The organism is Castellaniella sp. (genome assembly GCF_049651205.1).
Lineage (GTDB): Bacteria > Pseudomonadota > Gammaproteobacteria > Burkholderiales > Burkholderiaceae_B > Castellaniella.
Map to the genome: position 1 here is coordinate 171480 of NZ_JBASBR010000004.1, position 25057 is coordinate 196536.

The window sequence follows — 25057 nt, forward strand, 5'->3', positions numbered from 1 at the left end:
TGCAAAACGGTAAGACACCAGATATGACAAGGGCGGGTTGCCCCGCCCTTTTTTTTAAGCTCTGGATTATTTTGCAGCCATCAGGGCCACGGTGGTATCCAGCATCCGATTGGAGAAACCCCACTCGTTGTCGTACCAGGATGACACCTTGACCAGAGAACCCAAGACCTTGGTCAGGCCTGCGTCTACCGTGCTGGACAGCGGGCTGTGGTTGAAGTCGACCGATACCAGGGGCTCGGTGGTGTAAGCCAGAATGCCTTTCAGAGGGCCTTCGGCAGCCGCCTTGAGGATGCCGTTGACTTCTTCGACGGTGGTGTCACGCGAGGCCACAAAGGAGAGGTCAACAATCGAGACATTGATCGTGGGCACACGGATGGCATAACCATCCAGCTTGCCGTTAAGCTCGGGCAACACCAGACCCACAGCCGAGGCCGCACCGGTTTTGGTGGGGATCATGCTGTGTGTGGCAGAACGCGCCCGGCGCAGGTCTTTGTGATAGACGTCGGTCAGGACTTGATCGTTGGTATAGGCGTGGATGGTGGTCATCAAGCCATGGACGATGCCCAGTTTCTGATGCAGCGGATGCACCAGCGGTGCCAGGCAGTTGGTGGTGCAAGACGCGTTGGAGATAACGGTATCAGTGGCCTTTAGCACGGTGTGGTTGACGCCATACACGATGGTTGCGTCGACATCCTTGCCACCTGGAGCCGAGATAATGACCTTTTTTGCACCGCCCTTGAGGTGGGCAGAGGCTTTTTCTTTGGTGGCAAAGAAACCCGTGCACTCGAGCACAACATCCACCTTGAGCTCGCCCCAGGGCAGCTTGGCGGGGTCGCGCTCGGCCAGCACACGGATGCGGTCGCCATTGACGACCATGCTGTCCGCATCGACTTCAACCGTGCCAGGAAAACGGCCATGGGCGGTGTCGTAGCGGGTAAGGTGAGCGTTGGTTTCGGGATCACCGAGGTCGTTGATGGCCACGATCTGAATATCGTGCTTCTTGCCGTCTTCGTAGTGGGCCCGCAGGATGTTGCGGCCGATACGGCCGTAACCATTGATGGCGACGCGAATGGTCATGGAGAATCTCCTTTACAAAAGCTGTTCGACTGTAGCGGCCACATGATCGGCCGTCAGGTTGAAATGTTTGAACAACACACCGGCCGGCGCCGATTCACCAAAGGTATCGATACCCACCACTGCACCGGTGGTACCGACGTATTTGTACCAAGTAGCCGTGCCGCCTGCCTCGATGGCCACGCGGGGAAGATCCGCAGGCAGCACCTCGCGGCGCCAGGCGGCATCCTGGGCATCAAACACCTGGGTGCAAGGCATGGAAACCACGCGGGTGGCAATACCGCGCGCAGCCAGCTGGTCTTGCGCCTGCAGGGCCAGCCCGACTTCAGATCCGGTGGCAATCAGCACCGCGCAGGCGCCCACCATGTCGCGCAACACATATCCCCCCCGGGCAATGGCCTGGGTAGTGGCGGTGTCCCGGGCGACAAACGGCAGATTTTGACGCGACAACAACAGCGCAGACGGGCCGCCCGGGTGAACCGCCATACCCACACTGGCCGGACGGGACAAGGCAGACTGCCAGGCCACCGCGGTTTCGGTGGTGTCGCACGGACGCCAGACATGTAGATTGGGGATCAGGCGTAGGCTGCCAGCGTGCTCGATGGACTGATGGGTGGGGCCGTCTTCGCCCAGGCCGATGGAATCGTGGGTAAAGACATGCACCACGCGCTGCTTCATGAGGGCAGCCATACGCAGCGCATTGCGAGAGTAGTCGGAGAACGTCAGGAACGTACCGCCAAACGGCAGGTAGCCCCCATGCAGCGCCATGCCGTTCATGATGGCAGCCATGGCGAACTCGCGTACACCGTAATTAATGTGCCGGCCGGCCTGCAGGCCTTGCGCCGTGCGACGCACCGGCGCCACGCCTTTCCAGTCGGTGAAATTGGACCCGGTGAGATCGGCCGAACCGCCCAGGAGCTCGGGCAGGATCTCGGCAAACGCCGCGATGGCCTGCTGGGAGGCCTTGCGCGAGGCGATGGATTCTGCCCTGTCTTGCGTGGACAACACGTAATCGAGCGCACGCTGAGCAAAATCAGTGGGCAGCTCGCCCGCCATCCGGCGGCAGAGCTCGGACGCCTGCTCGGGGTAGGCCTCGGCGTAGTGGTCGAAACGCACTTGCCAATCAGATTGCAGGTGGGCGCCACGTTCGCGGGCGTTCCAATAGGCGTAGACGTTTTGCGGGATCTCGAAGGGCGGATATGACCAGCCCATGGCCTTGCGGGCAGCGGCGATTTCATCCGCGCCCAGCGGTGCGCCGTGCACTTTCTCGGTGCCTGCCTTGGTGGGCGCGCCTTTTCCGATGACGGTGCGGCAACAAATCAGGGTAGGGCCGCGGCCTGCCGCCCCATGGGCGCGGGCCTGGTTGATGGCGGCGTCCAGTGCATTACTGTCGTGGCCATCCACGCCGCGCAGGACATTCCAGCCATAGGCCTCGAAGCGGGCCGGGGTGTCATCAGCGAACCAATTTTTGACTTCGCCGTCGATGGAGATGCCGTTGTCATCGTAGAACACAATGAGACGCGACAGACCCAGCGTACCGGCAAGGGAGCAGGCCTCGTGGGAAATGCCTTCCATCAGGCAGCCATCGCCGACAAACACATAGGTGTCGTGGTCGATGATCGGGTGTCCTGGACGGTTGAACTCCTGCGCCAGCAGGGCCTGTGCCAACGCCATCCCCACCCCGTTGGCCAGGCCTTGCCCCAGTGGGCCGGTAGTGGTTTCAACCCCCGGCGTGATGCCGACTTCGGGGTGTCCCGGCGTGCGCGAATGCAGCTGGCGGAAATTGCGGAGTTCTTCGATGGGGAGGTCGTAGCCACTGAGATGCAGCAAGGCGTACAACAGCATCGAGCCATGGCCATTGGACAGCACGAAACGGTCGCGGTCGATCCAGGCGGGATCAGCCGGGTTGTGGCGCAGATGACGAGTCCAGAGCACATGCGCAATATCAGCCATCCCCATTGGGGCTCCGGGGTGTCCGGAATTGGCTTGTTGGACGGCATCCATGGCAAGAACACGGATCGCGTTGGCCATGGAAGAATCAGGGGCGGGCAATGCGCTCATAGGTATTTGGGCCACGCACGCAAGCCATGCTGCATGCGTAAGCAAAAATGAAGGATGACAAAGCCCTGAATTTTACCACCCTGCCCGCTCCGGTTTATAGTCCGGGCATTCCTCTTGCAGGGACATGAACTATTTATGTCAACCGCCCGTTTTTTTTACCCGACTCCGTTGCAGGCCCATCAACGGATCGAACTGCCCGAACCACTGGCACATCACGCCCTGAGGGTCTTGCGTTTGCCTACGGGCAGCAACATTGTCCTGTTTGACGGTTTGGGTGGGCAATTTACCGCCGTTTTGCACGCCGAAGGGCGCCAGGCCTGGGCAGTGCTTGGCGTACGCGACCCCATCGAACGCGAACTCGCTGGCCAAATCACCTTGGTGCAGGGCATTGCGGCGGGCGACAAAATGGACTGGATCATCGAGAAGGCAGTCGAGCTCGGCATACACCGTGTGATCCCGGTTGCTGCAGACCGTAGCGTACTGCGTCTAGCCGGACCGCGGCTTGAGAAACGGGTGGCACACTGGCGTGCGGTGATTCAGGCAGCCAGCGAACAATGTGGCCGCAATCGGCTGATGCACCTGGAGACGCCGCAAACGCTAGCAAACAGCTTGATGCAAGTATCAGGGCATCCAGTGTTTTGTCATCCCGATGCCAATCAGGATTTTGCGGCGGCCTTGCGGCCAGTGGACAACACCCTGACCTTGCTGGTGGGGCCAGAGGGCGGCTGGTCTGAGGCAGAACTAGCCACAGCGAACAGAGCGGGCATCACGCCCGTACAGTTTGGCCTGCGCATACTGCGCACCGAAACCGCCGGCCTGGCCATGGCAGCGGCTGCCACAGCCTTGCTGGGGTGGTGATTCAGGCACCGTCGCGGCCAGAGTACGGCGTGGGGTCTACGCCAGGCTCGGCCGCCGGGTGTGCGCCGGCATGCTGGATGGCATACACAAACACGCGCTCGTTGTTTTGGCCAAACTCGACCACATCGTCGCATACGGCTTGAATCGCCTGAGCATCTTCGGTCAGCGCTGGATCACCCGAATGCAAATGTCGGAACCACAAAAACAAACCGGCTTTCTGATCGATCAGCGTATCGCTGAGGCAATCGTACAGGGCATCCAGATTGCCGCCGAAAAACTCGGGATAATCAATCGCTTTGACGACAGCCCGCAACACAGCAGAGCGGCTGCGGGCACGATCGCAATCGACCACAAATGCTGCCAGACCGGCCTCGGCCGCAGCGGCCATGGCATCCTGTTCGGACACAGCCTGAGCGTCGACCACGCCTTGGGCGAACATTTTGCTTATCTGGGCCAGACTCATGCGGACCACTCCTTGAAAAAAGCGATGATTTCATCAGCACGGTTCATGCTGTCTGCCCTACCTAGCGCGATCAGGTCTTTTGTGTAACCAGATTCGAACAAAAGGTAAGACGCCAGTGCCCCGCCCCCGGGTTCGATTTTCCGGGACGAGACACCCAACACCCTGAACAACGTTTGGACAGCTCGCGGAAGTTCGGCCAGATGGGCCAGCGCAATTTCATCGAGAGACTGACTGGGTGCGATCATCAGGGTATGGATGGGTCGCAGTGACTCGCTTTTTAATCCATTTGGAGGGATTCGCGCAAGCAGCTCATTGACGCGCTCGAGGCGCTCCATATCGGCGGACACTCCATCCAGAAAAATATTGGACAAAGTATGCCCGGCAATCTGTGCCAAAGAGGGGTACTGGGGGCTGAGTTCGCGGATCCCCGGCTGGGTCTCATCACGGTAGTTGGTACCAATGACAAAAATGCGTTGTGCCCCAAGGTGAATGGCCGGGCTGATCGGTGCCAACTGTCGCATCGAGCCATCGCCACACCAGACAGTGCGGTCTCCCAGCAAGATGGCTCGGGCCGGAAACACAAAGGGAATGGCGCTGGATGCAAGCAGATGATCGACCCCGATCTGGCATGCCACCGCGCGGCGCAAGGTACGTGTCCAGGGCATGATGCCGCCGCGTGCCTGATAGAAAGTGAGGTGTTCTCCGGTGGTGTAAGCAGCCGCCGTAATGGCCACCGCCTGCAGATGGCCACGCTGAAGGTTGGTGTTGAGGCGCGAAAAGTTAAGCGTTTGGCCCAGCAAACGGGCCAACGGCTGATTATCCAGAAACGAGTGTGGCGCCAGCCGCGACCACTGTGGCCGAAGCCAACCCAGCGTGAGCATGGCCACCCACTGCAGGCCGGTTCGCATCAGCCGTGGGGCGTCCGAATAATAAACATCATTGGTGTGCAGGGCCTGCCACAGTGCACACAGGTGGTTGACGGCCTGATGCGGCCGATGCGCCCGGCAGGCCAGGGCCGCCGCATTGATGGCGCCAGCCGACGTCCCGCAGATGATGTCAAACGGATTGCGAAATCCGGGGGCTGAATCGGGATCCAGCACCTGGAGGATTCCGGACAGCACCCCGGCCTGGTAGGCGGCGCGCGCGCCGCCTCCTGTCATGACCAGGCCTATGCGCCCTCGATCAGGTGCGTCGGGGTTTGTTGGCATCAACGACAGTGAGGGCTGCCATATTGACGATCCGCCGTACGGTGGAGCTGGATGTCAGAATATGCACTGGCGCATTGGCCCCCAACAAAAATGGGCCCACAGCAATATTGCCACCCGCTGCTGTCTTGAGCAGGTTATAGGCAATATTGCCGGCATCCACGCTGGGGCAGATCAGCAGGTTGGCTTCGCCCTTGAGTGTGGTGGTGGGCAGGATGCGCTCGCGAAGGCTTGGGTCAAGCGCGCAGTCGCCGTGCATCTCGCCGTCTGCCTCGAGATTGGGATCGCGCTCACGCACAATTGCCAGGGCGTCCCGCATCTTCTGGCCCGAGGACGAACTGCCGGTACCAAAATTGGACCGCGACAACAGTGCAACCTTGGGCTCGATGTTGAGGCGCCTCATTTCTTCGGCTGCCATCAGGGTGATCTCGGCGATCTGGGCCGCATCGGGGTTGTCGTTGACATGCGTATCAGCCAGCGCAATGGTGCGCTCGTTGAGCAGCAGGATGTTCATCGCCGCATAGGTGCGCGCATTTGGCTGCTGACCAAGGACTTCGTCGATGAAACGAAGGTGGTTGCCATAGGTACCCACCGTGCCGCAAATCATGCCATCGGCATCGCCCAGGTGCACCATCATGGCGCCGATCAGCGTCAGGCGACGCCGCATCTCGACACGCGCCATCTCCTTGGTAATGCCGCGACGGCACATGATCTCCCAGTAGTGCGTCCAGTATTGATGGAAGCGCTCGTCGTGCTCGGGGTTGGTGACTTCGACGTCTACGCCCAAGCGGATGCGCAGCCCATATTTTTCGATGCGGCTGGCCAGTACGGCCGGGCGCCCGATGAGAATCGGCTTAGCTAGACGTTCGTCGACCACGATCTGCACTGCGCGCAATACGCGTTCGTCTTCGCCTTCGGCAAACACAATGCGCGATTTTCCACCCTCGCGGACCATGGCACGGGCCGCCGAGAACAGCGGCTTCATGAAGGCACCGGAGTGATAGACAAATTGCTCGAGCTGGCCGGCATAGCTTTCGAAATCGGCAATAGGTCGTGTGGCAACGCCATCGTCCATGGCTGCCTTGGCCACAGCGGGAGAAATACGAACGATCAGGCGGGGATCAAACGGCTTGGGAATAAAGTAGGTGGAACCAAAGGAGACGTCGTACAGGCCATAGGCCGCTGCAACCACATCGTTTTGTTCTTCGCGGGCCAGCTTGCAGATGGCCATGACCGCCGCTTTTTCCATGCCACGAGTAATAGTGGTGGCCCCCACATCGAGTGCTCCGCGGAAAATATACGGAAAGCACAGCACGTTATTGACCTGATTGGGGAAGTCGGAACGCCCCGTGGCGATGACGACATCATCACGCACTGCGTGGGCATCCTCAGGCAGGATCTCGGGATTGGGATTGGCAAGCGCAAGTACCAAGGGGCGCTTGGCCATCTTTTTGACCATGGCGGGTTTCAGCACCCCACCGGCCGACAGGCCCAGAAACACGTCTGCGTCGGCGATGATGTCATCCAGCGTACGGGCATCGGTTTTTTTGGCAAAGCGCTCTTTCTTGGGATCCATCAGGACAGTGCGGCCTTCGTAGACCACACCCTCGATGTCGGACACCCAAACGTGCTCGAGGGGCAAGCCCATGTCCATCATGAGGTCCAGGCAACCCAGTGCCGCTGCCCCGGCCCCGGAGACCACCACCTTGACCTTGGCAATATCCTTTTTGACGACTTCGAGGCCATTGATAAACGCAGCCGTGACGCAAATGGCCGTGCCGTGCTGGTCGTCGTGAAACACGGGGATTTTCATGCGCTCGCGTAACTTACGCTCTACCTCGAAGCATTCGGGCGCCTTGATGTCCTCGAGGTTGATGCCGCCGAAGGTAGGCTCGAGCCCGGCGATGATTTCGACGAGCTTGTCGGGATCTTGTTCGTTGATCTCGATATCAAAGACATCCAGGCCAGAGAATTTCTTGAACAGAACCGCCTTGCCTTCCATCACGGGCTTGGACGCCAGTGCGCCGATATTGCCCAGACCCAGCACGGCTGTACCGTTGGTAATCACGCCCACCAGATTGCCGCGCGCGGTGTAACGGAAAGCATTATGCGCATCCGCGACAATTTCTTCGCAAGCCGCAGCAACACCAGGCGAATAGGCCAGCGCGAGATCACGCTGATTGGAAAGCTGCTTGGTAGGAGTAACCGAGATTTTTCCGGGGCGGCCATGCTCGTGGTATTCGAGAGCTGCCGCACGCAGTGATTCGTCCATCGTGATGCCTTGATAGAAAATGTATGAGGGGTGATGTCATTCTAGCTGCTTGGATCGATTGCGGGTATGGCCGGGCCGCATGTCCGCTATATATCCGATCCATAGTGATGATTGAAGTCTTGCCCGCGAGATGGAAATAAGCCATCCGGGTCGAACAGTGCGCGCACGGCATCATCGATGGCACAGGTGTCACTGGCCGCCTGCCGTTGCCCATAGCGGGTCTCGTAGGGCCGGCTGCCAGGCCGCCCCACGCGCTCGTCGAACACCAGCCATTCAACCCATCCCAACTCGCCGCCGTGCCCCAACAGCAGATGCGACAAATTGATGGTTTGCCCCTCGACCGGGCTGAGTGCGTCCAGCCGGTAGCGTCCATCCCACAGAGCCTCTGACGACGCCGTCTGGTCTGTCAAAGAGGCATTGAGCTCGAACAGCTTGGGGATCATTTCCTGTACGCGCAAATTGTCCAACGGCTTGTGATTATCGACACCAAACGCGCCCAGATTGGCCTGGGTACCATCGGACAGCAGCACCAATGCGTGCACCAGACCGCTATCGGCTGTTTGCCCACGTCCCCAATCACACCCGCGGCGGTCTGCCAGCCAGGCGGCAACCGTGAGGTGCGGCGGCTGATCCTTGAATTGCGGCAAACCGGCGGTTTCGAGTTCGGCCACCAAGCAGCCCGGTTGCACAAACCAGCGAGGGTCACCATCACCCAGGCGCTCACAACGGGCCATGGCAGAACCGGGTTCTACCCAAAGCACAGGCAAATCATCTCTTGGATTGGCTGAAGGCAGCCCATCGAGTGCCAGGGTGATGCCGTATTCGTGGCACAGGGCCCGCGCCCGGTACACATCTTGCATATGCCCGGGCAGCAACCGCGCACTGCCCTCGGGGGTGGAAAAATCATAGACTTTCCCCTGGATGGCACGACGCAGACGTGTCATGAATGCCTCCCAGGGAGAGCGTTCGACACGATGTCCGGACAGAAAGGCGCGGCGTGACGGTGACTGCATTGGGATCTCCTGAAGCCAAGGCTACAATCGGGCTTTCAAATGGATGCGCTAGAGACTGATGATGGTTCAACTGGCAGAGCGAACAGAACGCACGGTGCCATTTTACGCTGTGGAAGTACTGAAACAGGCACAGGCACTGGCTGCCCAAGGGCATGACATCATCAGCCTGGGGATCGGCGAGCCCGATTTCACCGCACCACCCCGCGTGCTGGAGACGCTCAACCGCGCCGCCGAGGCCGGCCTCAGCAGCTACACCGCGCCCGCGGGCATCCCGGCGCTGCGCGAAGCCATCAGCCACTACTACGACACCCAGTTTGGCGCACGCGTGGATCCCTCACGGATTCTGATCACCGGCGGTGCTTCCGGCGCCCTGTTGCTGGCGGCCCTGGCACTCATCAATCCGGGTGATGAAGTCTTGATGCCCGATCCTTCCTATCCGGCCAACCAAAATTTCGTCACCGCAGCCGGCGGCATCACACGGCTGATCCCCACCACGGCGCAACAGCGGTTTCAGCTGTGCGCCCAAGACATTGAAGATCATTGGGGGCCCAACACCCGCGGCGTGCTTATTGCCTCGCCCAGCAATCCCACCGGCACCTCCATGCCGCGCGAGGCCTTGCAGGCGCTGATTGCCGCAGTACGTGCCCGGGGCGGCTTTGTGATCATGGATGAGATCTATCTTGGCCTGGCCTACGATCACACGCCGCAAAGCGCCCTTACCCTGGATGACAACCTGATTGTCATCAACAGCTTTTCAAAGTATTTTCACATGACAGGCTGGCGCCTAGGCTGGTTGATGGCCCCGGCAGCACTGATGCCAGCCATCGAGAAACTGGCGGCCAGCCTGGCCATTTGCGCACCGGCACTGGCTCAGCATGCGGCGCTAAGCTGCTTTGAGCCTGAAGTCATGCAGATCTACGAGCGCCGGCGCTTGTCTTTCAAAGAACGCCGCGATTATCTCCTGCCCGAATTCTCGCGCCTTGGCCTTGATGTCCCTGCTCCGCCAGACGGTGCGTTTTATATTTTTGCGAACATCAGCCACACGGGCATCGACAGCGCCACCTTTTGCCGGCGCCTGCTGCAAGAAGCAGGTGTCGCTGCCGTACCTGGGCTGGATTTTGGCCCGACCCATGCACAGACCTTTGTCAGATTTTCGTATGCCACCGGCCTGGATCGCCTGCGCCAAGCCATCACCCGGATGGAAACCTTTATAGCAGCGCTGCGCGCATAAGCGCTGCGCGCCGGCGTCATTACTTGCCGAGGGGAATGCCGGAGGCAAGCGCGATACGGCGGCGCTCAGCCAGCACCTTGGCACCGTATCCGCCGTCGCTGGGGCCCGACGCACCTACGTAACAGGCCAAGCCACTTTGCACAGATCCCCGGCGGCGAATGCAGTCGGCCAGGATCTGGCCCCCCACTCGGATATTGACCACCGGGTTAAAGATGGCAGGCTGCCCGCCATACTGGCGCAGCTTGTCGCGATGCACTGTTCCCATCACCTGCATCAAACCCTGCGCCCCCACGGAGCTCTCAACAAAAGGGTTATAACGGGATTCGATAGCAATCACGGCCAACATCAATTGGGGATCCAGCTTGAGATCCCGGGCAACTGGAAACACAATCCGCACCAAAGCACCGGCCACACTGGGTGAAATCCGGTATTTGCGGGCCAGGTAACTGCGCAGACTGTGCACCTGAGACGCTGTTGCGCCAGGCACCGAACGATCATGGATACTGGCCGAGACCGCTTGCATGAATCCGGGTACACCAGCCTGTGCAACCGGCGGCTGAGCCGCTGCGGGCGGGTTGTCGCCCGGTTGTTCGGCAGCAGTCTCGCCTGCAGCAGGCGAGCTGGTGTTATCCGTGGCATCCGCCACATCAGACGAGGCCATGGGCGACCAGATTTCGTCGCTATCGGGTGCACTGTAGCTGCCACCATCTGCCTGAAACATGGCCAGGACGACTTCGTGCAGTTGCCGGGATTGCTGGCGCATGGACGGCAGCACCAAGCTGAGCGCTAGTGTTGTGAGAACCGCCAGCCCTAGATAAATAGCACTGACGTGGATGAATTCGCTGACAGGAGACACGACGGCACGCGCCCCGTGCTGCAGTCGATCAGAAAATCCTGCAACCATGGCGGCCTCCGGCAGACAGTCGGATGGTAATCTGTGGCACGACGACACTGTAACCTGATTGGCCATACTCTGTGAAATATCGCGACCTCCGAGACTTCATCGCCCAGCTTGAGCGCCAGGGGCAACTCAAGCGCATCCAGCACCCTGTCTCCACCCACCTCGAAATCACCGAAATCAGCGACCGGGTCTTGCGCTCAGGCGGCCCCGCCCTGCTGTTCGAGCATCCGCTACATGCGGGCAAGCCTGCAGACACCCCGGTGCTGGCCAATCTGTTTGGCACACCGCAGCGCGTGGCCTGGGGCATGGGTGCCGAGGATGTCTCCGCCCTGCGCGAGACAGGTGAGCTGCTGGCTTCGCTGCGCGAGCCCACCCCCCCCCATGGCATGCGTGATGCCCTCTCCAAGGTCGCGATGCTCAAGGCTGCGCTGTGGGACATGAATCCACGTCAGGTAAAGGGTGCGGCGTGCCAGGAAGTCGTCATCGAGGCCAACGAGCTGGATCTCAACACCTTGCCGCTGCAAAGTTGCTGGCCTGGTGACGTGGCCCCACTACTGACCTGGGGGCTGGTGATTACCCGCGGCCCCAACGCCCGTCGGCAAAACCTGGGCATTTACCGCCAGCAACTGATCGGACGCAACAAGCTGATCATGCGCTGGCTCTCGCACCGTGGCGGTGCGCTGGATTTTCGCGACCACTGCCTGGCACACCCAGGCAAGCCGTTTCCGATTGCTGTCGCCTTGGGCACCGATCCAGCCACCTTGCTGGCGGCTGTCACCCCCATCCCCGACAGCCTGTCCGAATATCAATTTGCCGGTCTCCTGAGAGGATCCCGCACCCAGCTGGCCGCTACGCTGGGCAGCGACCTGCAAGTACCCGCCCAGGCAGAAATCGTTCTGGAGGGCCATATCCTGCCCTCCACAGACCCTCGCGCGCGGGCACCTGCCGTGCCCGAGGGCGTTAAACCGCCGCCAGAGACCGGCTACGAAATGGCCCTGGAAGGCCCTTACGGCGACCACACAGGCTATTACAACGAACAAGACTGGTTTCCGGTATTTACGGTTGAGCGCATCACTCATCGCCGCCAACCGATCTATCACAGTACTTACACTGGCAAACCACCGGATGAACCCGCCGTACTGGGGCTGGCGCTAAACGAAGTTTTTGTGCCTTTGCTCAAACGCCAGTTTCCCGAAATTACCGACTTCTACCTTCCCCCCGAAGGTTGCAGTTACCGCCTGGCGGTGGTCTCCATCCGCAAGCAGTACCCGGGGCACGCCAAGCGCATTTTGTTCGGCCTGTGGAGTGTGCTGCGGCAATTCATGTACACCAAATTTATTGTGGTGGTGGACGAAGACATCGATGTCCGCAGCTGGCCGGAAGTGATCTGGGCGATGACCACCCGGATGGACCCTGTGCGTGACACGGTGCTGGTGGACAACACCCCGATCGACTATCTGGACTTTGCCTCTCCGGTGTCCGGCCTGGGCGGCAAGATGGGGCTCGATGCCACCAACAAGTGGCCGGCAGAAACCGTGCGCGAATGGGGCCACCCCATCCACATGGACGAGGACACAAAACGCAAGGTAGATGCCATGTGGGACCAGCTGGGTATCTAGTGCCCTGTCTGGTTAGTTTCGATCCTTACCTGCGGCGCTTGCCCAGCCAGACCAACCCGGTGATCAGGGCGGTTTTAAGTGCGATGCGACGGCGGCTTCGGCTGCCCAGCAACGACCCCAGCAGCGAACTCATCAGCGGGTAGCGGCGCAAGGCCTGCAGCCCTACGCCAAGCCACCCCAGGCCCTTGGCACGCAAATGGGTACGGGCTTGCGCAGCCAAGGCGTCGGGTTGCAGCGCCTGCACCAACTGGCAACCTGTACGGCGCAGCGCCAGACGCTGGTAATCGGCCTGGAGACGCAGCAACTGGATACGCAACTGACGCTGCTGCGCGGCTTGAGACGGTGCAAACAACGACATTACGACATCCCCCGAAAAGGATCTTCATCGGGCAGGTCAGTGCCGTCAGACGCCTGGTTGAAGTCTGGTGTAGCGCCGCCAGTAGCAGGTTTTTTGAATGCCCGAGCATCCTGCTGCAACACCTGGGCACTGACCGCAAAAGGCGGCGGATCTGTTTTGAGGCGCCGCAACAGACACACCAGCACAACGGCGCCCAGCACGGCATAGCCCAGGGCCAGCAAGCACAAGGCCAGATAACGGTGTTGGGTGGGCCAGAAATACAGGGCAACGGTGAGCGTGGCCACCAGTATTGCCAGCGCCAGCAGAAACACCGCCAGTATCAGCTGCGCCAGACGACACAACAGGCGATCGCGGACATCCTGAGCCTCGAGACCCAGGAGTTCGAGGCGAGTACCCAGCAATGCAGCCAGCTGGGCGGCGAGATCTGCCGCGACCTGACCGAGTGTTGCCATTGGACTTAGCGCCGCGACAACAAGGCGCCCAGAAGCAGGCCGGCAACACCCGCAATGCCAACCGCTTTCCAGGGGTTGGACTGCACGTATTCATCGGTATCGTGCACAACCTTGCGGCCTTGCTCGACCAGATTAGCTTGCGTATCAGCCAGAGCACTGCGGCCCTGATCAAGGGCGGTCAGCGCCCGTGCACGCAAATCGGCTGCTTTTTCGCCTGTTGCGTCGGCGGCTTCGCGCAGCAGCTTTTCAGCCTGATCCAGGCTGGATTTAAGGTCTTCGATGAGGGCGTCGCCTGCGGACTGTGTAGCAATTTGCTTACGAGTGGCCATTCGGTACTCCTTGAATCTGACAGGGGAACTTATATCCTACCTGATCCAGATAGAGCACAGTGTCAGAAACTGTACAAGCAGCCGGCAACGACCACCGAAACGCGCCCAACGGCTGCTTAATCCGTCTTTTGGCGGGTACCAAAAATGCGGTCACCGGCATCGCCCAAGCCGGGGATAATGTAACCATCTTTGTTGAGATGGTCATCAATAGACGCGGTATAGATATGGACGTCCGGATGCGCCTGCTCGACAGCGGCGATGCCTTCTGGGGCAGCCACCAGCACCAGGGCCCTGATGGTGCGACATCCGGCTTGCTTGAGCATATCGATGGCCGCCACCATGGATCCCCCGGTAGCCAGCATCGGATCGATAATCAGCGCCAGGCGCTGATCCAGCTGACCCACCAGTTTTTCGAGATACGGCTGGGCTTGCAGGGTTTGCTCGTTGCGGGCGATACCCACCGCACTGACCTTGGCCCCCGGAATCAGATTGAGAACCCCATCCAGCATGCCAATTCCCGCGCGCAAAATGGGTACAACAGTAACCTTTTTACCTGCCAGCTTTTCGACGTCAAGCTCGCCGGCCCAGCCCATGATGTGCGAGGGCTCGAGCGGCAAATCTTTAGTGGCTTCGTACGTCAGTAAGGAGCCGATTTCTTGTGCCATCTCGCGAAAATTCTTGGTACTGAGATCGGCGCGGCGCATCAAGCCCAGCTTGTGGCGGATAAGGGGATGGCGAATTTCGTGGATGGGCATGGCAGACCTGTCGACTGGCGGAAACTGGACAGCAGTTTAACCCCTGGTGGCGCGCACGGAGGGTGCACGGCCGCACTACGGCAGCCGGGACCGGTGTCAATGGGCTGCCAGCCAGCGTACCAGCGCATCATCAAATGCACGCACTGCCCCGGCATTGGCATGGTTTACCAAACTGACCAAAATATACCGCTTGCCGCTGACGCCTCTGACATACCCGGCCAATGCGCGCGATTCGCGCAAGGTACCGGTTTTGAGATGTGCCTGACCACGAGTATCGTCCGAACGCAACCGTTTGCGTACAGTACCGTCCATCCCTGAAATGGCCAGCGAGGACACAAATTCGGGCATCATCGGTGAGCGCCAGGCGACATCCAGCATCTGCGCCAGGCCATGCGCAGTCAGCCGGCCTTGCCGCGACAAGCCCGAACCATTATCCAGCACCCAGCCCGTGGTATCCACGTGCTGGCTGGCCAATACCTGACGCACCGCACGGGCGGCCGTGTCTGGTGTGGCGCCAGGGCCGTTGGTTTCAGCGCCCAGCGTTAATAAGGTCATGCGGGCCATGACGTTATTGCTGTGCTTGTTGATCTGGCGGATGACATCGGCCAGCGCCGGAGAGTCGTGCGACACGAGGATGTCTGCATTGGCCGGTACCGGGCCCTGAGTAAACCCCTTACCCAGCGTACCGCCAAGCTCGCGCCATAGCAGACGAAACAATGACTCGAAATGATCTGCCTGCGACCCGGCCAGTCGATACAGGCTGAAATCTCCGCACGACCCTGACGCCTGGCCACCGATATGAATGACCGCTACAGGCCCCTGGGCCGTGGCATCCGCCGAAAATTGCGAGGCCGGCTTGCAGCGCCCATCGCGCCATTCGAGGCGGCCTTCGATGCGGACATTGCGTGTAGGTGGATCGATGACCGGAATCCACTGCCGGTGCGTAGCATCGGCCTGAAACAAAATGCGTGTGGCGCCAAATCCCACCATCATGGCATCGGGACTGGCGTTATAAGGCCGGTCGGGTGAGTCGTCGAAGTCGCCTGGGTCGATGGACACAGGCCCGAACACACTGCGATCAACCACCACACCGACAAGGTTTTTTACCCCACGCAGGCGTAGCTCGCGCAAGGCAACCCAGAGGTCTTCGATGGTGAACCAGGGGTCGCCGGCCGCCTTGACATACAAAGGCCCTTGCAGCGTGCCCTGATCATCAATACGGGCGCCACCAACCGACAAAAATTGCGTGCGCCAGACATAATCCGGCCCCAACGCCGACAGGGCCGTCCAGGTGGTAACGGTTTTCATGACGGACGCCGGATTGCGCGGCACATCGGCGTGCACCTGCGCCAACACCGGCCCACCCGCTTCACGAATTTCCAGCGACAGGGAAGAGTCGGGCAAGCGAGTGGCCTGCCAGGCTTTTTGCAACTCAGGTGGCAGCGCCTGGCCCCAGGCGCTTGCCGCCCAGGCCATACCTGCCCACAACGCCAAAGCACCGGCCACCCGGCTTGCCAGCCCACGCCTCCAGTTAGAGAGACGCGGCCATCGAATACTGTCCCGCGCTGTCCGCATCATCCGCACACCCAAAAAAGCCCCAGCATAATCCAAAGCTTGTTAGGACTAAAATACCGGCCAACCTTTACTTTCAGACGTTACAGATGCAACATCTGCCTTGCCCGTGATTGCCGACCTCGATCTTTCTGATTTTGATTACCATCTGCCTCCCGAGCTGATCGCCCAGCACCCGGCTGAACGCCGGGATGCAAGCCGGCTGCTGCGCCTGGATGGCACAAGCACCCTGCACGATCTGCAATTTACTGACCTGCCCAGTCTGCTGCGTGCAGGAGATCTGCTGGTGTTCAACAACACCCGGGTGATCAAGGCCCGCCTACGTGGACAAAAGGCCACTGGCGGGCAGATCGAGGTGCTGGTCGAACGCATTCTCGATCCACACCATGTGCTGGCTCATGTGCGTGCCAGCAAATCACCCAAACCCGGCACTCGGCTGATACTGGCCGACGGCGCATTTGACGCGCAGGTACTGGGACGCGAAGACGAACTCTTCAAACTGCATTTTCCCGAACCCGTCCTGACGCTACTTGATCAATACGGCAGCGTGCCGCTGCCCCCCTACATTACCCACGCCCCCGACAACGAGGACGAATCGCGCTACCAAACGGTTTACGCGCAGAAACCAGGTGCTGTGGCTGCACCCACGGCAGGGCTGCATTTTGATCAGGCCATGCTCGACCGCTTAAAGGCGCAAGGGGTGGACCAGGCGTTTGTCACCCTGCATGTGGGGGCGGGTACGTTTCAACCCGTACGGGTGACCCACATCCGCGATCACGTCATGCATGCCGAGCGCTATGTCGTCTCTGCCGAAACCTTGCAAAAAGTGCACGAAACCCGTGCGCGTGGTGGACGTGTGGTGGCAGTAGGCACCACTAGCGTGCGCTCGCTCGAAGCAGCCGCCGCAGAAGGTGATGGCATCCATACCACCGAAGGCGATACCCGGCTGTTTATCACCCCGGGGTACTCGTTTGCCTATGTGGATGCCCTGATTACCAATTTTCACCTCCCACAATCCACTCTGCTGATGCTGGTGTCGGCTTTGGCCGGCACGGGCCCTATCCGTCGGGCATACGAGCACGCCGTACAATCTCGCTACCGCTTCTTTAGCTACGGCGATGCCATGTTCATCGAGGCCGCCCAGAACCCCTCTGCCCTGACCCCATGACCGGACTGCAATTCGAACTTCTGCACACAGACGGCGCCGCACGGCGCGGCCGCATTACCCTCAACCACGGAATCGTCGAAACGCCCATCTTCATGCCGGTGGGCACCTATGGCAGCGTCAAGGCCATGCTGCCCCACGAACTGACGGAAATCGGCGCCCAGATCGTATTGGGCAATACGTTTCACCTGTGGTTGAGGCCGGGTACCGATATCCTGGACCAGCATGGCGGCCTGCACGGGTTCATGCAATGGAACCGCCCCATCCTGACCGACTCGGGCGGATTCCAGGTATTCAGCCTTGACAGCATGCGCAAGATCACCGAGGAAGGCGTGCGCTTTGCTTCGCCCATCGATGGTTCTCGGCAGTTTCTCTCCCCAGAAGAATCCATGCGCATCCAGCGCAGCCTGAACTCCGATATCGCGATGGTGCTGGACGAATGCACACCGTATCGCATCGGTGACCGCCCGGCGACACACGAAGAAGCAGCGGTATCGATGCGCATGTCTTTGCGCTGGGCACGGCGCTCGCGCCAGGCCTTCCAGGATCTGCAGAATCCCAATGCCTTGTTTGGCATTATCCAGGGTGGCATGTTTGAAGACCTGCGCGACGAATCTCTGGCGGGTCTGACCGAAATCGGCTTCGAGGGCTATGCCATTGGCGGGCTTTCGGTGGGTGAACCCAAAGCCGACATGATGCGGGTACTGGCCCACGTCACTCCCCGCATGCCGGCCGGCGCACCCCGCTACCTGATGGGAGTGGGCACCCCTGAAGACCTGGTTGAAGGTGTATCACGCGGCGTGGACATGTTCGACTGCGTGATGCCCACCCGTAACGCACGTAATGGCTGGCTCTTTACCCGATACGGCGACATCAAGATTCGTAATGCCCGCTACCGCGCCGACACCCGGCCCCTGGATTCAGGCTGTACCTGTCACACCTGCCAGCATTTTTCGCGGTCTTATTTGCATCATCTGCAGCGTGTAGGTGAAATCACGGGTGCCCGGCTAAATACGTTACACAACCTGCATTTTTACCTGAACCTGATGGCCGAAATGCGCGAAGCCATTGAGCACCAGCGGTTTGCAGCATGGCGCGACAACTTCCTGCGGGATCGCCAGCGGGGGATTGATTAAATATCCCTACAGACGACCCTGCCCGGATGCCGCTACAATCAAGAGTTAATCTCATCCATTATTTCCTTCCTTTAACCCACACTCGAATTCCCAGGAGCCTTCATGTCTCTGCTTGACACCCTGACCCTGATCCCGGCCCAGGCGGCTGCCGGTGGCGAACCCAATGCCTTGATGAGCATGCTGCCCATCATCCTGATGTTCGTCATTCTGTACTTCCTGATGATCCGGCCGCAGATGAAACGCCAGAAACAACACAAGAAAATGGTCGAAACCCTGGGCAAGGGCGATGAGGTCATTTTGTCTGGTGGCATGCTGGGCAAGATCAGCAAAGTCAGCGACAGCTACATCACCCTCGAAATCGCTCAATCAGGCGACAAAGCCGTGGAAACCATCGTGCAGCGCAGCGCTGTCACGGCCGTGCTTCCCAAAGGCACGATCAAGTCGCTCTGATCCCTTCCGGCGCCGTCTGCACGCATCACGTGCAGCTGTCCCCCAGACATGCTGCCCACTCTGGACGGCGCCCGGTCTTTTACGCTTTTCTCCTGACCGACCATGAACCGTTACCCCATCTGGAAATACCTCATCGTGCTGGCCGCCGTCGTGATTGGCGTGCTCTACACGCTGCCCAATCTCTATGGCGAATCCCCCGCTGTCCAGATCGCCGGGGCTAAAACATCGGTCAGGGTTGATCAGGGCACCCTGGACAAAGCCAACGAGATCCTGGCACAGGCAAATATCACACCGACGGCGGGTTCATTTGAAATGAACGGCCCGGTGGGAACAGTGCGGCTGCGGTTTGAAACCACAGACGTTCAGCTCAAAGCCAAGGACACCCTCGAAAGCGCACTCAACACTGATCCCAAGAACCCGGATTACACGGTGGCGCTGAACCTGATGTCGGCCTCACCCAACTGGCTGACGGCCCTGGGCGCCCACCCCATGTATCTGGGGCTGGATCTCCGAGGCGGCGTGCACTTCTTGCTGCAGGTTGATTTGCAGGGCGCACTCACCAGCCGCTACGACTCCATGGCTGGCGAAGCCCGCACGGCCCTGCGTGACGCCAAGATCAAATACGAAGACGTCGAGCGCAACCAGCAATCCGTGCATGCAAGTTTCGCAAGCCAGGACGCACGTGATGCAGCCGCCGACACCTTGCGACGCACCATGCCCGAGATGGAATTCTCAACCGGGCGTTCAGACAACACCTGGACACTGGATGGCAAGCTCAGTGCCACCTCCATCACCCAGGTGCAAAACAGCGCCCTCAAACAAAACATCCAGACACTGCACAACCGGATCAACGAACTTGGCGTGGCCGAGCCCGTGATCCAGCAGCAAGGCGGCGACCGGATCGTCGTCCAGCTGCCCGGCGTGCAGGACGTGGCCAAAGCCAAGGAGATCCTTGGCCGCACCGCCACACTGGAAATCCACATGGTGGACGACTCCCCGTCCGCCACTGCCGCCCTGGCCTCGGGTCGTGTCCCGTTTGGCCTGGTGAAATACACCGACCGCGACGGCCGGCCGTTGCTGCTGCGCCGGCAGGTAATCCTCACTGGTGAAAACCTGCAAGATGCACAACCTGGGCGCGACCAGCAAACACAAGAGCCCACCGTCAACCTGACACTCGACTCCAAAGGGGCACGGATTTTCCGCGACGTGACGCGAGACAATATTGGCAAGCGGATGGCCATTGTGCTGTTTGAAAACGGCAAGGGCGAGGTTGTCACCGCCCCGGTGATCCGCTCAGAGATCCCGGGTGGCCAGGTGCAGATTTCAGGCAGCATGACCGCCCAGGAAGCTGCGGATGTCTCCTTGCTGCTGCGCGCCGGCTCGCTTGCAGCCCCGATGCACATCATCGAAGAGCGCACTATCGGCCCCAGCCTGGGTGCGGCAAACATCAAACAAGGCTTCGATTCCACCTTGTACGGCTTTACGGCCATCGCCATTTTCATCATTCTGTACTACCACCTGTTTGGCATGTTCTCCACGCTGGGCCTCTCGTTTAACGTGCTGTTGCTGCTGGCGGTACTGTCCATGCTGCAGGCCACCCTCACCCTGCCAGGCATTGCGGCTATCGCACTGACGCTGGGGATGGCCATCGATGCAAACGTCCTGATCAACGAGCGCATCCGCGAAGAACTTCGATTAGGATTACCACCCCAGCAAGCTATCCACCTAGGCTTCGATCGCGCGTGGGCAACCATTTTCGACTCCAACCTCACCAGTCTGATCGTCGGGGTGGCACTGCTTACCTTTGGTACCGGGCCGGTACGCGGCTTTGCCGTGGTGCACTGCATCGGTATTCTCACCTCGATGTTCTCATCCGTGGTGGGCGTGCGGGCGCTGGCCAACCTGTACTACGGCCGCAAGCGCAAGCTCAAGGCCATCTCCATCGGCCAGATCTGGAAACCCAAGCAAGACTAATCAGGATTCATCATGGAATTTTTCCGCATCCATCGCACCATCCCGTTCATGCGGCATGCGCTGATCCTGAACATCATCAGCCTGCTTACATTTTTGGCCGCTGTATTTTTCATTGTCGGCCGCGGCTTTCACCTGTCAATCGAGTTCACTGGCGGCACCGTCATGGAGGTGCACTACACCCAGACCGCACCGGTGGGCGATATCCGTAGCGCCATTGACACCCTGGGCTACAGCGACTTCCAGGTACAAAATTTTGGCACCTCGCAAGACGTCATGATCCGCCTACCGGTGCGTGCCAACGAAGACACGGCCACCCAAAGCCGCACAGTGCTTACCGCACTGCAGGCACAGCACCCCGATGTGCAGCTGCGCCGGGTTGAATTCGTCGGCCCGCAAGTGGGGCAAGAGCTGCTTCACAACGGGCTCATGGCCCTGTTGTTTGTGGTGGTGGGGATCATGGCGTACCTGGCGGTCCGATTCGAATGGAAGCTGGCGGCGTCGTGCGCCATCGCCAACCTACACGACGTGGTGATCATCCTGGGATTTTTTGCCTTCTTTCAGTGGGAGTTCTCGCTCTCGGTGCTGGCGGGGGTGCTGGCGGTGCTGGGCTACTCCGTCAACGAATCCGTGGTGGTGATGGATCGTATCCGCGAAAACTTCCGCAAGCAGCGTAAGGCATCCGTACGCGAAATCATCAACGCATCCATCACGCAAAATATCTCCCGAACCGTGATTACCCACGGGTCCACCCAGATGATGGTGCTGTCGATGTTCTTCTTTGGCGGTCCTACCCTGCACAATTTCTCCCTGGCCCTCACCATCGGCATCTGGTTTGGTATCTACTCCTCCGTGTTTGTGGCCGCCGCCCTGGCCATGTGGATGGGTATCCAGCGTGAAGACCTCGTCAAACACGTCAAAAAAGAAAACTCAGAGGTGGAACTGGGATGATCCCAGGCATCCAATAGCCCCTGCGGGCTGTTGGATGCCCGGCTTATTCAAGCGGCTTGCAGGCCGCGCGGTGAGACTACCCTTCCAACCCGCAGCACTGCCAGATACCTGGATCACCCGGGCATCAGGCAGCGCTGTGGGTTAAAATGCGCGATCATCCATTTTTCGACGCCCCCGGGATATAAACCCGCCCCGGCGCTTTGCCATGCAAGAAACCCCCGCACGTCGCCCCGGCGTCATCCCTGCTTCCCGCGAATCCGCCGAGCACCTCAAAGACCAGGCCTGGCGCCAGTCTCAAGATGAAACCCTGGCAACCCTGCTGCAACCCGTGTTGCCCGGACAGCATAAAAAGCTCTTCATTCGCACCTTTGGCTGCCAGATGAACGAGTACGACTCCGAAAAAATAGTGGATATTCTCCGCGCCACCAAAGGTGTCGAGCTTACCGATACACCGGAAGACGCGGACATCATTCTGTTCAATACCTGTTCGGTGCGCGAAAAAGCACAGGAAAAAGTGTTTTCGGATCTCGGGCGCGTGCAGCACCTCAAGCAAGCCAAACCTGATCTCGTCATCGGCGTGGGTGGCTGCGTGGCCAGCCAGGAGGGCGAAGCCATTGTCCGTCGGGCACCTTACGTCGATGTGGTGTTTGGTCCGCAAACCTTGCATCGCCTGCCCGAGCTCATCGACCGGCGCCGGGCCACAGGCCACTCGCAAGTGGATATTTCGTTTCCCCTGATCGAGAAATTTGACGCGCTGCCGCCAGCGCGCGTGGACGGCCCCACGGCCTTTGTGTCCATCATGGAAGGGTGCAGCAAGTACTGCAGCTTCTGCGTTGTCCCCTATACCCGGGGCGCCGAGGTTTCCCGGCCTTTTGACGACGTGCTCACTGAGATCGCAGACCTTGCCGATCAGGGTGTGCGCGAAGTGACCCTGTTGGGCCAAAACGTCAATGCCTATCGCGGCCCCACCGGTGCCGCAGGCGAGATTGCCGACTTTGCAATGTTGCTCGACTACGTGCACGACATTCCGGGGATCGAGCGCATCCGCTACACCACCTCGCACCCAAAAGAGATGACGGCACGCCTGATCGAAGCACACGGCCGCCTGCCCAAGCTGGTGCCCTTCCTGCATCTGCCGGTTCAAGCCGGTAGCGACCGCGTGCTGGCCGCCATGAAGCGCGGCTACACCGCACTCGAATATAAATCCATCATTCGGCGCCTGCGTCTTGCACGCCCCGACATGACCCTGTCATCCGACTTTATCGTCGGGTTTCCGGGCGAAACAGAAGCCGACTTCCAAAAAACGCTGGACCTCGTCCAGGAAGTCGGCTTTGATCAGTCCTTTTCCTTTGTCTATTCCAAGCGCCCGGGCACCCCGGCAGCTGATCTGGACGACCCGGCTCCACAAGCCGAGAAGCTTGAGCGACTGCATCGCCTGCAAGCCCTGATCAACCAGCAGGCCGCCGATATCAGCCAATCCATGGTGGGCAGCGTACAACGCTTGCTGGTCGAGGGGCCGTCAAAACGCGACCCAGCCGACATGAAGGGCCGCAGCGAAAACAATCGCATCGTCAACTTCGCGGGCCAGCCAAGGCTGATCGGCCAGATGGTGGACGTGCGCATCACCGAAACCATGACCAACACCCTGCGGGGCGAAATCGTTACCCGCGAAACCGGCCATATTCCTGCATGAGTACTCGCATCAAGACACCTGGCCCACGTCCCGTCACGCTGCAATTGACGGGAGACAACACGCAGTTGTCCAATTTCTGCGGCCCACTGGATGAGAACCTGCGCCAGATCTCTCACGCCTACGACGTCACGATCAACCGGCGCGGCAATCGCCTCAGCGTCCGGGGGGCGCGTGCCCAAGAGGCAGCAAACGCCCTGCGTTGGTTTCACAAACGATCCGAAAAAGAGGCGCTGTCGCTGGATGCGCTGCAACTGGGGCTGGTAGAGCTCAGTAACCGTGGGATCTCAAACTCGCACCTGCCGTCAGACACGCCAGCCCAAGGTTTGCCCGAGCTGCCGCCAGTGGATGCAGACGGCATCGTGCTGCACACCCGCAAATCGGATCTGCGCCCACGCACACCCCGGCAACGCGATTATCTGCAAGCCATCCTCAAGCACGACGTCACGTTTGGCGTGGGCCCGGCTGGCACCGGAAAAACCTGGCTGGCTGTGGCTTGCGCCATCGACGCAATGGAGCGCGAATCAGTGTCACGCCTGGTGCTTACCCGCCCAGCAGTAGAGGCCGGCGAGCGCCTGGGCTTTTTGCCCGGCGACCTCACCCAGAAAGTAGACCCCTATCTGCGTCCGTTGTACGACGCACTCTATGATCTGTTGGGCTTCGAGAAGACACAGCGCTTCTTCGAAAAGCAAACCATCGAGATCGCCCCGCTGGCTTACATGCGCGGGCGCACACTGAACCACTCCTTCATCATTTTGGACGAGGCCCAGAACACGACGCCCGAACAAATGAAGATGTTTCTCACGCGGATCGGGTTTGGCAGCAAGGCAGTCATCAACGGCGATCCCTCACAGGTAGACCTGCCCAAGGGCCACCAGAGCGGGCTGCTGCACGCACTGGAAGTGCTCGATGGTGTGCCCGGCATTGCCCAGACACGTTTTACCAGCCGCGACGTGGTGCGCCATCCACTGGTGGCCCGCATCGTGGATGCCTACGAGCAGGCGGGCGACCATGTATCCTGAGTTTTCACTGGCCGTCCAGTACGGTGTGCCGGCACCACAACTGCCACGCTGGCGCCTGCGCCGATGGGCAGGCCAGGCACTTGAACACGCTCTGGCCCCCCCAGACCCCAGGGCCGGCCAGCCTGTGGCGCTGACTGTCCGCATTGTGGACGCCGACGAGGGCCGCACCCTGAACGCCGCCTGGCGTCAGCGTGATTACGCCACCAATGTGCTGACCTTCGAATACGGCGCTGATCCCTCGGGCTTGATCAGCGGAGACATCGTACTGTGCCTGCCGGTGCTGCAGCAAGAGGCTCTCGATCAGCGCAAGCCATTTTTGCACCATGCCGCACACCTGGTGACCCACGGTGTTTTGCACGCATTGGGCTACGACCACATCCAGACAGATGAGGCCGAACGCATGGAAGCACTAGAAACAGCGATCCTCGCGGCACAGCGGATCCCCAACCCTTACCTGACGCAATCCAGCCCTTAAGCGTTTGGCGCTTTATCGGTTATGCTACGGGATC

Annotated in this window: 23 protein-coding genes; 11 read left to right on the forward strand and 12 right to left on the reverse strand. The window is 60.1% G+C overall.

Features of this window, described 5'->3' with window-relative positions; translation table 11 throughout:
* Nucleotides 1-66: 66 nt before the first annotated feature.
* Together gap and tkt are read right to left on the reverse strand one after the other, a co-directional pair.
* Entirely contained in the window at nucleotides 67-1077 is a 1011-nt protein-coding gene (gene gap / locus WA928_RS01960; protein WP_424298866.1) for a type I glyceraldehyde-3-phosphate dehydrogenase, read from the reverse strand.
* A gap of 12 nt (nucleotides 1078-1089) precedes the next feature.
* Nucleotides 1090-3135 carry a transketolase gene (gene tkt, locus WA928_RS01965; protein ID WP_424298869.1) on the reverse strand — a complete coding sequence of 682 codons (2046 nt, stop codon included), beginning with the start codon at nucleotides 3133-3135 and terminating at the stop codon, nucleotides 1090-1092.
* A gap of 135 nt (nucleotides 3136-3270) precedes the next feature.
* Between tkt and WA928_RS01970 the strand changes: the two genes are divergently transcribed.
* A complete protein-coding gene (locus WA928_RS01970; RefSeq protein WP_424298872.1) occupies nucleotides 3271-3993 on the forward strand; it encodes a 16S rRNA (uracil(1498)-N(3))-methyltransferase in 723 nt (240 codons plus the stop codon).
* Nucleotide 3994: 1 nt separating this feature from the next.
* Here WA928_RS01970 and WA928_RS01975 read toward each other — a convergent pair whose 3' ends face one another.
* From WA928_RS01975 to WA928_RS01990, 4 genes are all read right to left on the reverse strand, one after another.
* Complete coding sequence (locus tag WA928_RS01975) at nucleotides 3995-4456, reverse strand: barstar family protein (RefSeq protein ID WP_424298875.1); 462 nt, start codon at nucleotides 4454-4456, stop codon at nucleotides 3995-3997.
* Nucleotides 4453-5616, reverse strand: coding sequence for a patatin-like phospholipase family protein (locus WA928_RS01980; protein WP_424298878.1), 1164 nt, complete (start codon nucleotides 5614-5616; stop codon nucleotides 4453-4455). Before WA928_RS01980 ends, WA928_RS01975 begins: the two co-directional genes overlap by 4 nt.
* A gap of 22 nt (nucleotides 5617-5638) precedes the next feature.
* Nucleotides 5639-7933: an NADP-dependent malic enzyme gene (locus WA928_RS01985; RefSeq protein WP_424298881.1), complete on the reverse strand. Its 2295-nt coding sequence runs from the start codon at nucleotides 7931-7933 to the stop codon at nucleotides 5639-5641.
* A gap of 86 nt (nucleotides 7934-8019) precedes the next feature.
* Entirely contained in the window at nucleotides 8020-8946 is a 927-nt protein-coding gene (locus WA928_RS01990; protein WP_424298884.1) for a hypothetical protein, read from the reverse strand.
* Between the two features lie 61 nt (nucleotides 8947-9007).
* On the opposite strand from WA928_RS01990, the gene WA928_RS01995 reads away from it, so the two are divergent.
* A complete protein-coding gene (locus WA928_RS01995) occupies nucleotides 9008-10177 on the forward strand; it encodes a pyridoxal phosphate-dependent aminotransferase (RefSeq protein WP_424299577.1) in 1170 nt (389 codons plus the stop codon).
* Between the two features lie 19 nt (nucleotides 10178-10196).
* Here the strand turns inward: WA928_RS01995 and WA928_RS02000 are convergent, their stop codons facing one another.
* Entirely contained in the window at nucleotides 10197-11081 is an 885-nt protein-coding gene (locus tag WA928_RS02000; protein WP_424298887.1) for a transglycosylase SLT domain-containing protein, read from the reverse strand.
* Nucleotides 11082-11152: 71 nt separating this feature from the next.
* Here WA928_RS02000 and WA928_RS02005 point away from each other — a divergent pair, with 71 nt between their 5' ends.
* Nucleotides 11153-12697: a UbiD family decarboxylase gene (locus WA928_RS02005; protein WP_424298890.1), complete on the forward strand. Its 1545-nt coding sequence runs from the start codon at nucleotides 11153-11155 to the stop codon at nucleotides 12695-12697.
* Nucleotides 12698-12722: 25 nt separating this feature from the next.
* Here the strand turns inward: WA928_RS02005 and WA928_RS02010 are convergent, their stop codons facing one another.
* From WA928_RS02010 to dacB, 5 genes are all read right to left on the reverse strand, one after another.
* On the reverse strand, nucleotides 12723-13055 hold the full coding sequence (locus tag WA928_RS02010) for a hypothetical protein (protein WP_424298893.1): 333 nt from the start codon (nucleotides 13053-13055) through the stop codon (nucleotides 12723-12725).
* A complete protein-coding gene (locus WA928_RS02015) occupies nucleotides 13055-13507 on the reverse strand; it encodes a phage holin family protein (protein ID WP_424298896.1) in 453 nt (150 codons plus the stop codon). Before WA928_RS02015 ends, WA928_RS02010 begins: the two co-directional genes overlap by 1 nt.
* A gap of 5 nt (nucleotides 13508-13512) precedes the next feature.
* The gene (locus WA928_RS02020; RefSeq protein ID WP_350382260.1) at nucleotides 13513-13836 is read right to left on the reverse strand and encodes a DUF883 family protein; all 324 of its coding nucleotides are present in this window, start codon (nucleotides 13834-13836) and stop codon (nucleotides 13513-13515) included.
* Nucleotides 13837-13952: 116 nt separating this feature from the next.
* Nucleotides 13953-14591 (reverse strand): uracil phosphoribosyltransferase, encoded by a 639-nt coding sequence (gene upp, locus WA928_RS02025; RefSeq protein ID WP_424298899.1) that lies wholly within the window; start codon nucleotides 14589-14591, stop codon nucleotides 13953-13955.
* Between the two features lie 96 nt (nucleotides 14592-14687).
* Nucleotides 14688-16067: a D-alanyl-D-alanine carboxypeptidase/D-alanyl-D-alanine endopeptidase gene (dacB, locus tag WA928_RS02030; RefSeq protein WP_424299580.1), complete on the reverse strand. Its 1380-nt coding sequence runs from the start codon at nucleotides 16065-16067 to the stop codon at nucleotides 14688-14690.
* Between the two features lie 199 nt (nucleotides 16068-16266).
* Between dacB and queA the strand changes: the two genes are divergently transcribed.
* The 8 genes from queA (at nucleotide 16267) to ybeY (ending at nucleotide 25023) form a co-directional block, all read left to right on the forward strand.
* Nucleotides 16267-17331: a tRNA preQ1(34) S-adenosylmethionine ribosyltransferase-isomerase QueA gene (gene queA, locus WA928_RS02035; protein ID WP_424298902.1), complete on the forward strand. Its 1065-nt coding sequence runs from the start codon at nucleotides 16267-16269 to the stop codon at nucleotides 17329-17331.
* A complete protein-coding gene (gene tgt / locus WA928_RS02040) occupies nucleotides 17328-18464 on the forward strand; it encodes a tRNA guanosine(34) transglycosylase Tgt (protein ID WP_424298905.1) in 1137 nt (378 codons plus the stop codon). Before queA ends, tgt begins: the two co-directional genes overlap by 4 nt.
* A 102-nt stretch (nucleotides 18465-18566) precedes the next feature.
* The gene (yajC, locus tag WA928_RS02045) at nucleotides 18567-18914 is read left to right on the forward strand and encodes a preprotein translocase subunit YajC (RefSeq protein ID WP_424298908.1); all 348 of its coding nucleotides are present in this window, start codon (nucleotides 18567-18569) and stop codon (nucleotides 18912-18914) included.
* Nucleotides 18915-19016: 102 nt separating this feature from the next.
* Nucleotides 19017-20888: a protein translocase subunit SecD gene (secD, locus tag WA928_RS02050; RefSeq protein ID WP_424298911.1), complete on the forward strand. Its 1872-nt coding sequence runs from the start codon at nucleotides 19017-19019 to the stop codon at nucleotides 20886-20888.
* A 12-nt stretch (nucleotides 20889-20900) separates the two neighbouring features.
* Nucleotides 20901-21836: a protein translocase subunit SecF gene (gene secF / locus WA928_RS02055; RefSeq protein ID WP_424298914.1), complete on the forward strand. Its 936-nt coding sequence runs from the start codon at nucleotides 20901-20903 to the stop codon at nucleotides 21834-21836.
* Between the two features lie 205 nt (nucleotides 21837-22041).
* Nucleotides 22042-23529, forward strand: coding sequence for a tRNA (N6-isopentenyl adenosine(37)-C2)-methylthiotransferase MiaB (gene miaB / locus WA928_RS02060; protein WP_424298917.1), 1488 nt, complete (start codon nucleotides 22042-22044; stop codon nucleotides 23527-23529).
* Nucleotides 23526-24548 carry a PhoH family protein gene (locus WA928_RS02065; RefSeq protein ID WP_424298920.1) on the forward strand — a complete coding sequence of 341 codons (1023 nt, stop codon included), beginning with the start codon at nucleotides 23526-23528 and terminating at the stop codon, nucleotides 24546-24548. The genes miaB and WA928_RS02065 overlap by 4 nt, the downstream gene beginning before the upstream one ends.
* Nucleotides 24538-25023, forward strand: coding sequence for an rRNA maturation RNase YbeY (ybeY, locus tag WA928_RS02070; protein WP_424298923.1), 486 nt, complete (start codon nucleotides 24538-24540; stop codon nucleotides 25021-25023). The genes WA928_RS02065 and ybeY overlap by 11 nt, the downstream gene beginning before the upstream one ends.
* The last annotated feature ends 34 nt before the right edge of the window (nucleotides 25024-25057 follow it).

Excerpts from the sequence above, each read along its gene's own strand:
- gap (WP_424298866.1), bottom strand. The coding sequence starts at position 1,077 with ATGACCATTCGCGTCGCCATCAATGGTTACGGCCGTATCGGCCGCAAC.
- tkt (WP_424298869.1), bottom strand. The coding sequence starts at position 3,135 with ATGAGCGCATTGCCCGCCCCTGATTCTTCCATGGCCAACGCGATCCGT.
- WA928_RS01970 (WP_424298872.1), top strand. The coding sequence starts at position 3,271 with ATGTCAACCGCCCGTTTTTTTTACCCGACTCCGTTGCAGGCCCATCAA.
- WA928_RS01975 (WP_424298875.1), bottom strand. The coding sequence starts at position 4,456 with ATGAGTCTGGCCCAGATAAGCAAAATGTTCGCCCAAGGCGTGGTCGAC.
- WA928_RS01980 (WP_424298878.1), bottom strand. The coding sequence starts at position 5,616 with ATGACAGGAGGCGGCGCGCGCGCCGCCTACCAGGCCGGGGTGCTGTCC.
- WA928_RS01985 (WP_424298881.1), bottom strand. The coding sequence starts at position 7,933 with ATGGACGAATCACTGCGTGCGGCAGCTCTCGAATACCACGAGCATGGC.
- WA928_RS01990 (WP_424298884.1), bottom strand. The coding sequence starts at position 8,946 with ATGCAGTCACCGTCACGCCGCGCCTTTCTGTCCGGACATCGTGTCGAA.
- WA928_RS01995 (WP_424299577.1), top strand. The coding sequence starts at position 9,008 with ATGGTTCAACTGGCAGAGCGAACAGAACGCACGGTGCCATTTTACGCT.
- WA928_RS02000 (WP_424298887.1), bottom strand. The coding sequence starts at position 11,081 with ATGGTTGCAGGATTTTCTGATCGACTGCAGCACGGGGCGCGTGCCGTC.
- WA928_RS02010 (WP_424298893.1), bottom strand. The coding sequence starts at position 13,055 with ATGTCGTTGTTTGCACCGTCTCAAGCCGCGCAGCAGCGTCAGTTGCGT.
- WA928_RS02015 (WP_424298896.1), bottom strand. The coding sequence starts at position 13,507 with ATGGCAACACTCGGTCAGGTCGCGGCAGATCTCGCCGCCCAGCTGGCT.
- WA928_RS02020 (WP_350382260.1), bottom strand. The coding sequence starts at position 13,836 with ATGGCCACTCGTAAGCAAATTGCTACACAGTCCGCAGGCGACGCCCTC.
- upp (WP_424298899.1), bottom strand. The coding sequence starts at position 14,591 with ATGCCCATCCACGAAATTCGCCATCCCCTTATCCGCCACAAGCTGGGC.
- dacB (WP_424299580.1), bottom strand. The coding sequence starts at position 16,067 with ATGGCCTGGGCGGCAAGCGCCTGGGGCCAGGCGCTGCCACCTGAGTTG.
- tgt (WP_424298905.1), top strand. The coding sequence starts at position 17,328 with ATGACCGGACTGCAATTCGAACTTCTGCACACAGACGGCGCCGCACGG.
- yajC (WP_424298908.1), top strand. The coding sequence starts at position 18,567 with ATGTCTCTGCTTGACACCCTGACCCTGATCCCGGCCCAGGCGGCTGCC.
- secD (WP_424298911.1), top strand. The coding sequence starts at position 19,017 with ATGAACCGTTACCCCATCTGGAAATACCTCATCGTGCTGGCCGCCGTC.
- secF (WP_424298914.1), top strand. The coding sequence starts at position 20,901 with ATGGAATTTTTCCGCATCCATCGCACCATCCCGTTCATGCGGCATGCG.
- miaB (WP_424298917.1), top strand. The coding sequence starts at position 22,042 with ATGCAAGAAACCCCCGCACGTCGCCCCGGCGTCATCCCTGCTTCCCGC.
- WA928_RS02065 (WP_424298920.1), top strand. The coding sequence starts at position 23,526 with ATGAGTACTCGCATCAAGACACCTGGCCCACGTCCCGTCACGCTGCAA.
- ybeY (WP_424298923.1), top strand. The coding sequence starts at position 24,538 with ATGTATCCTGAGTTTTCACTGGCCGTCCAGTACGGTGTGCCGGCACCA.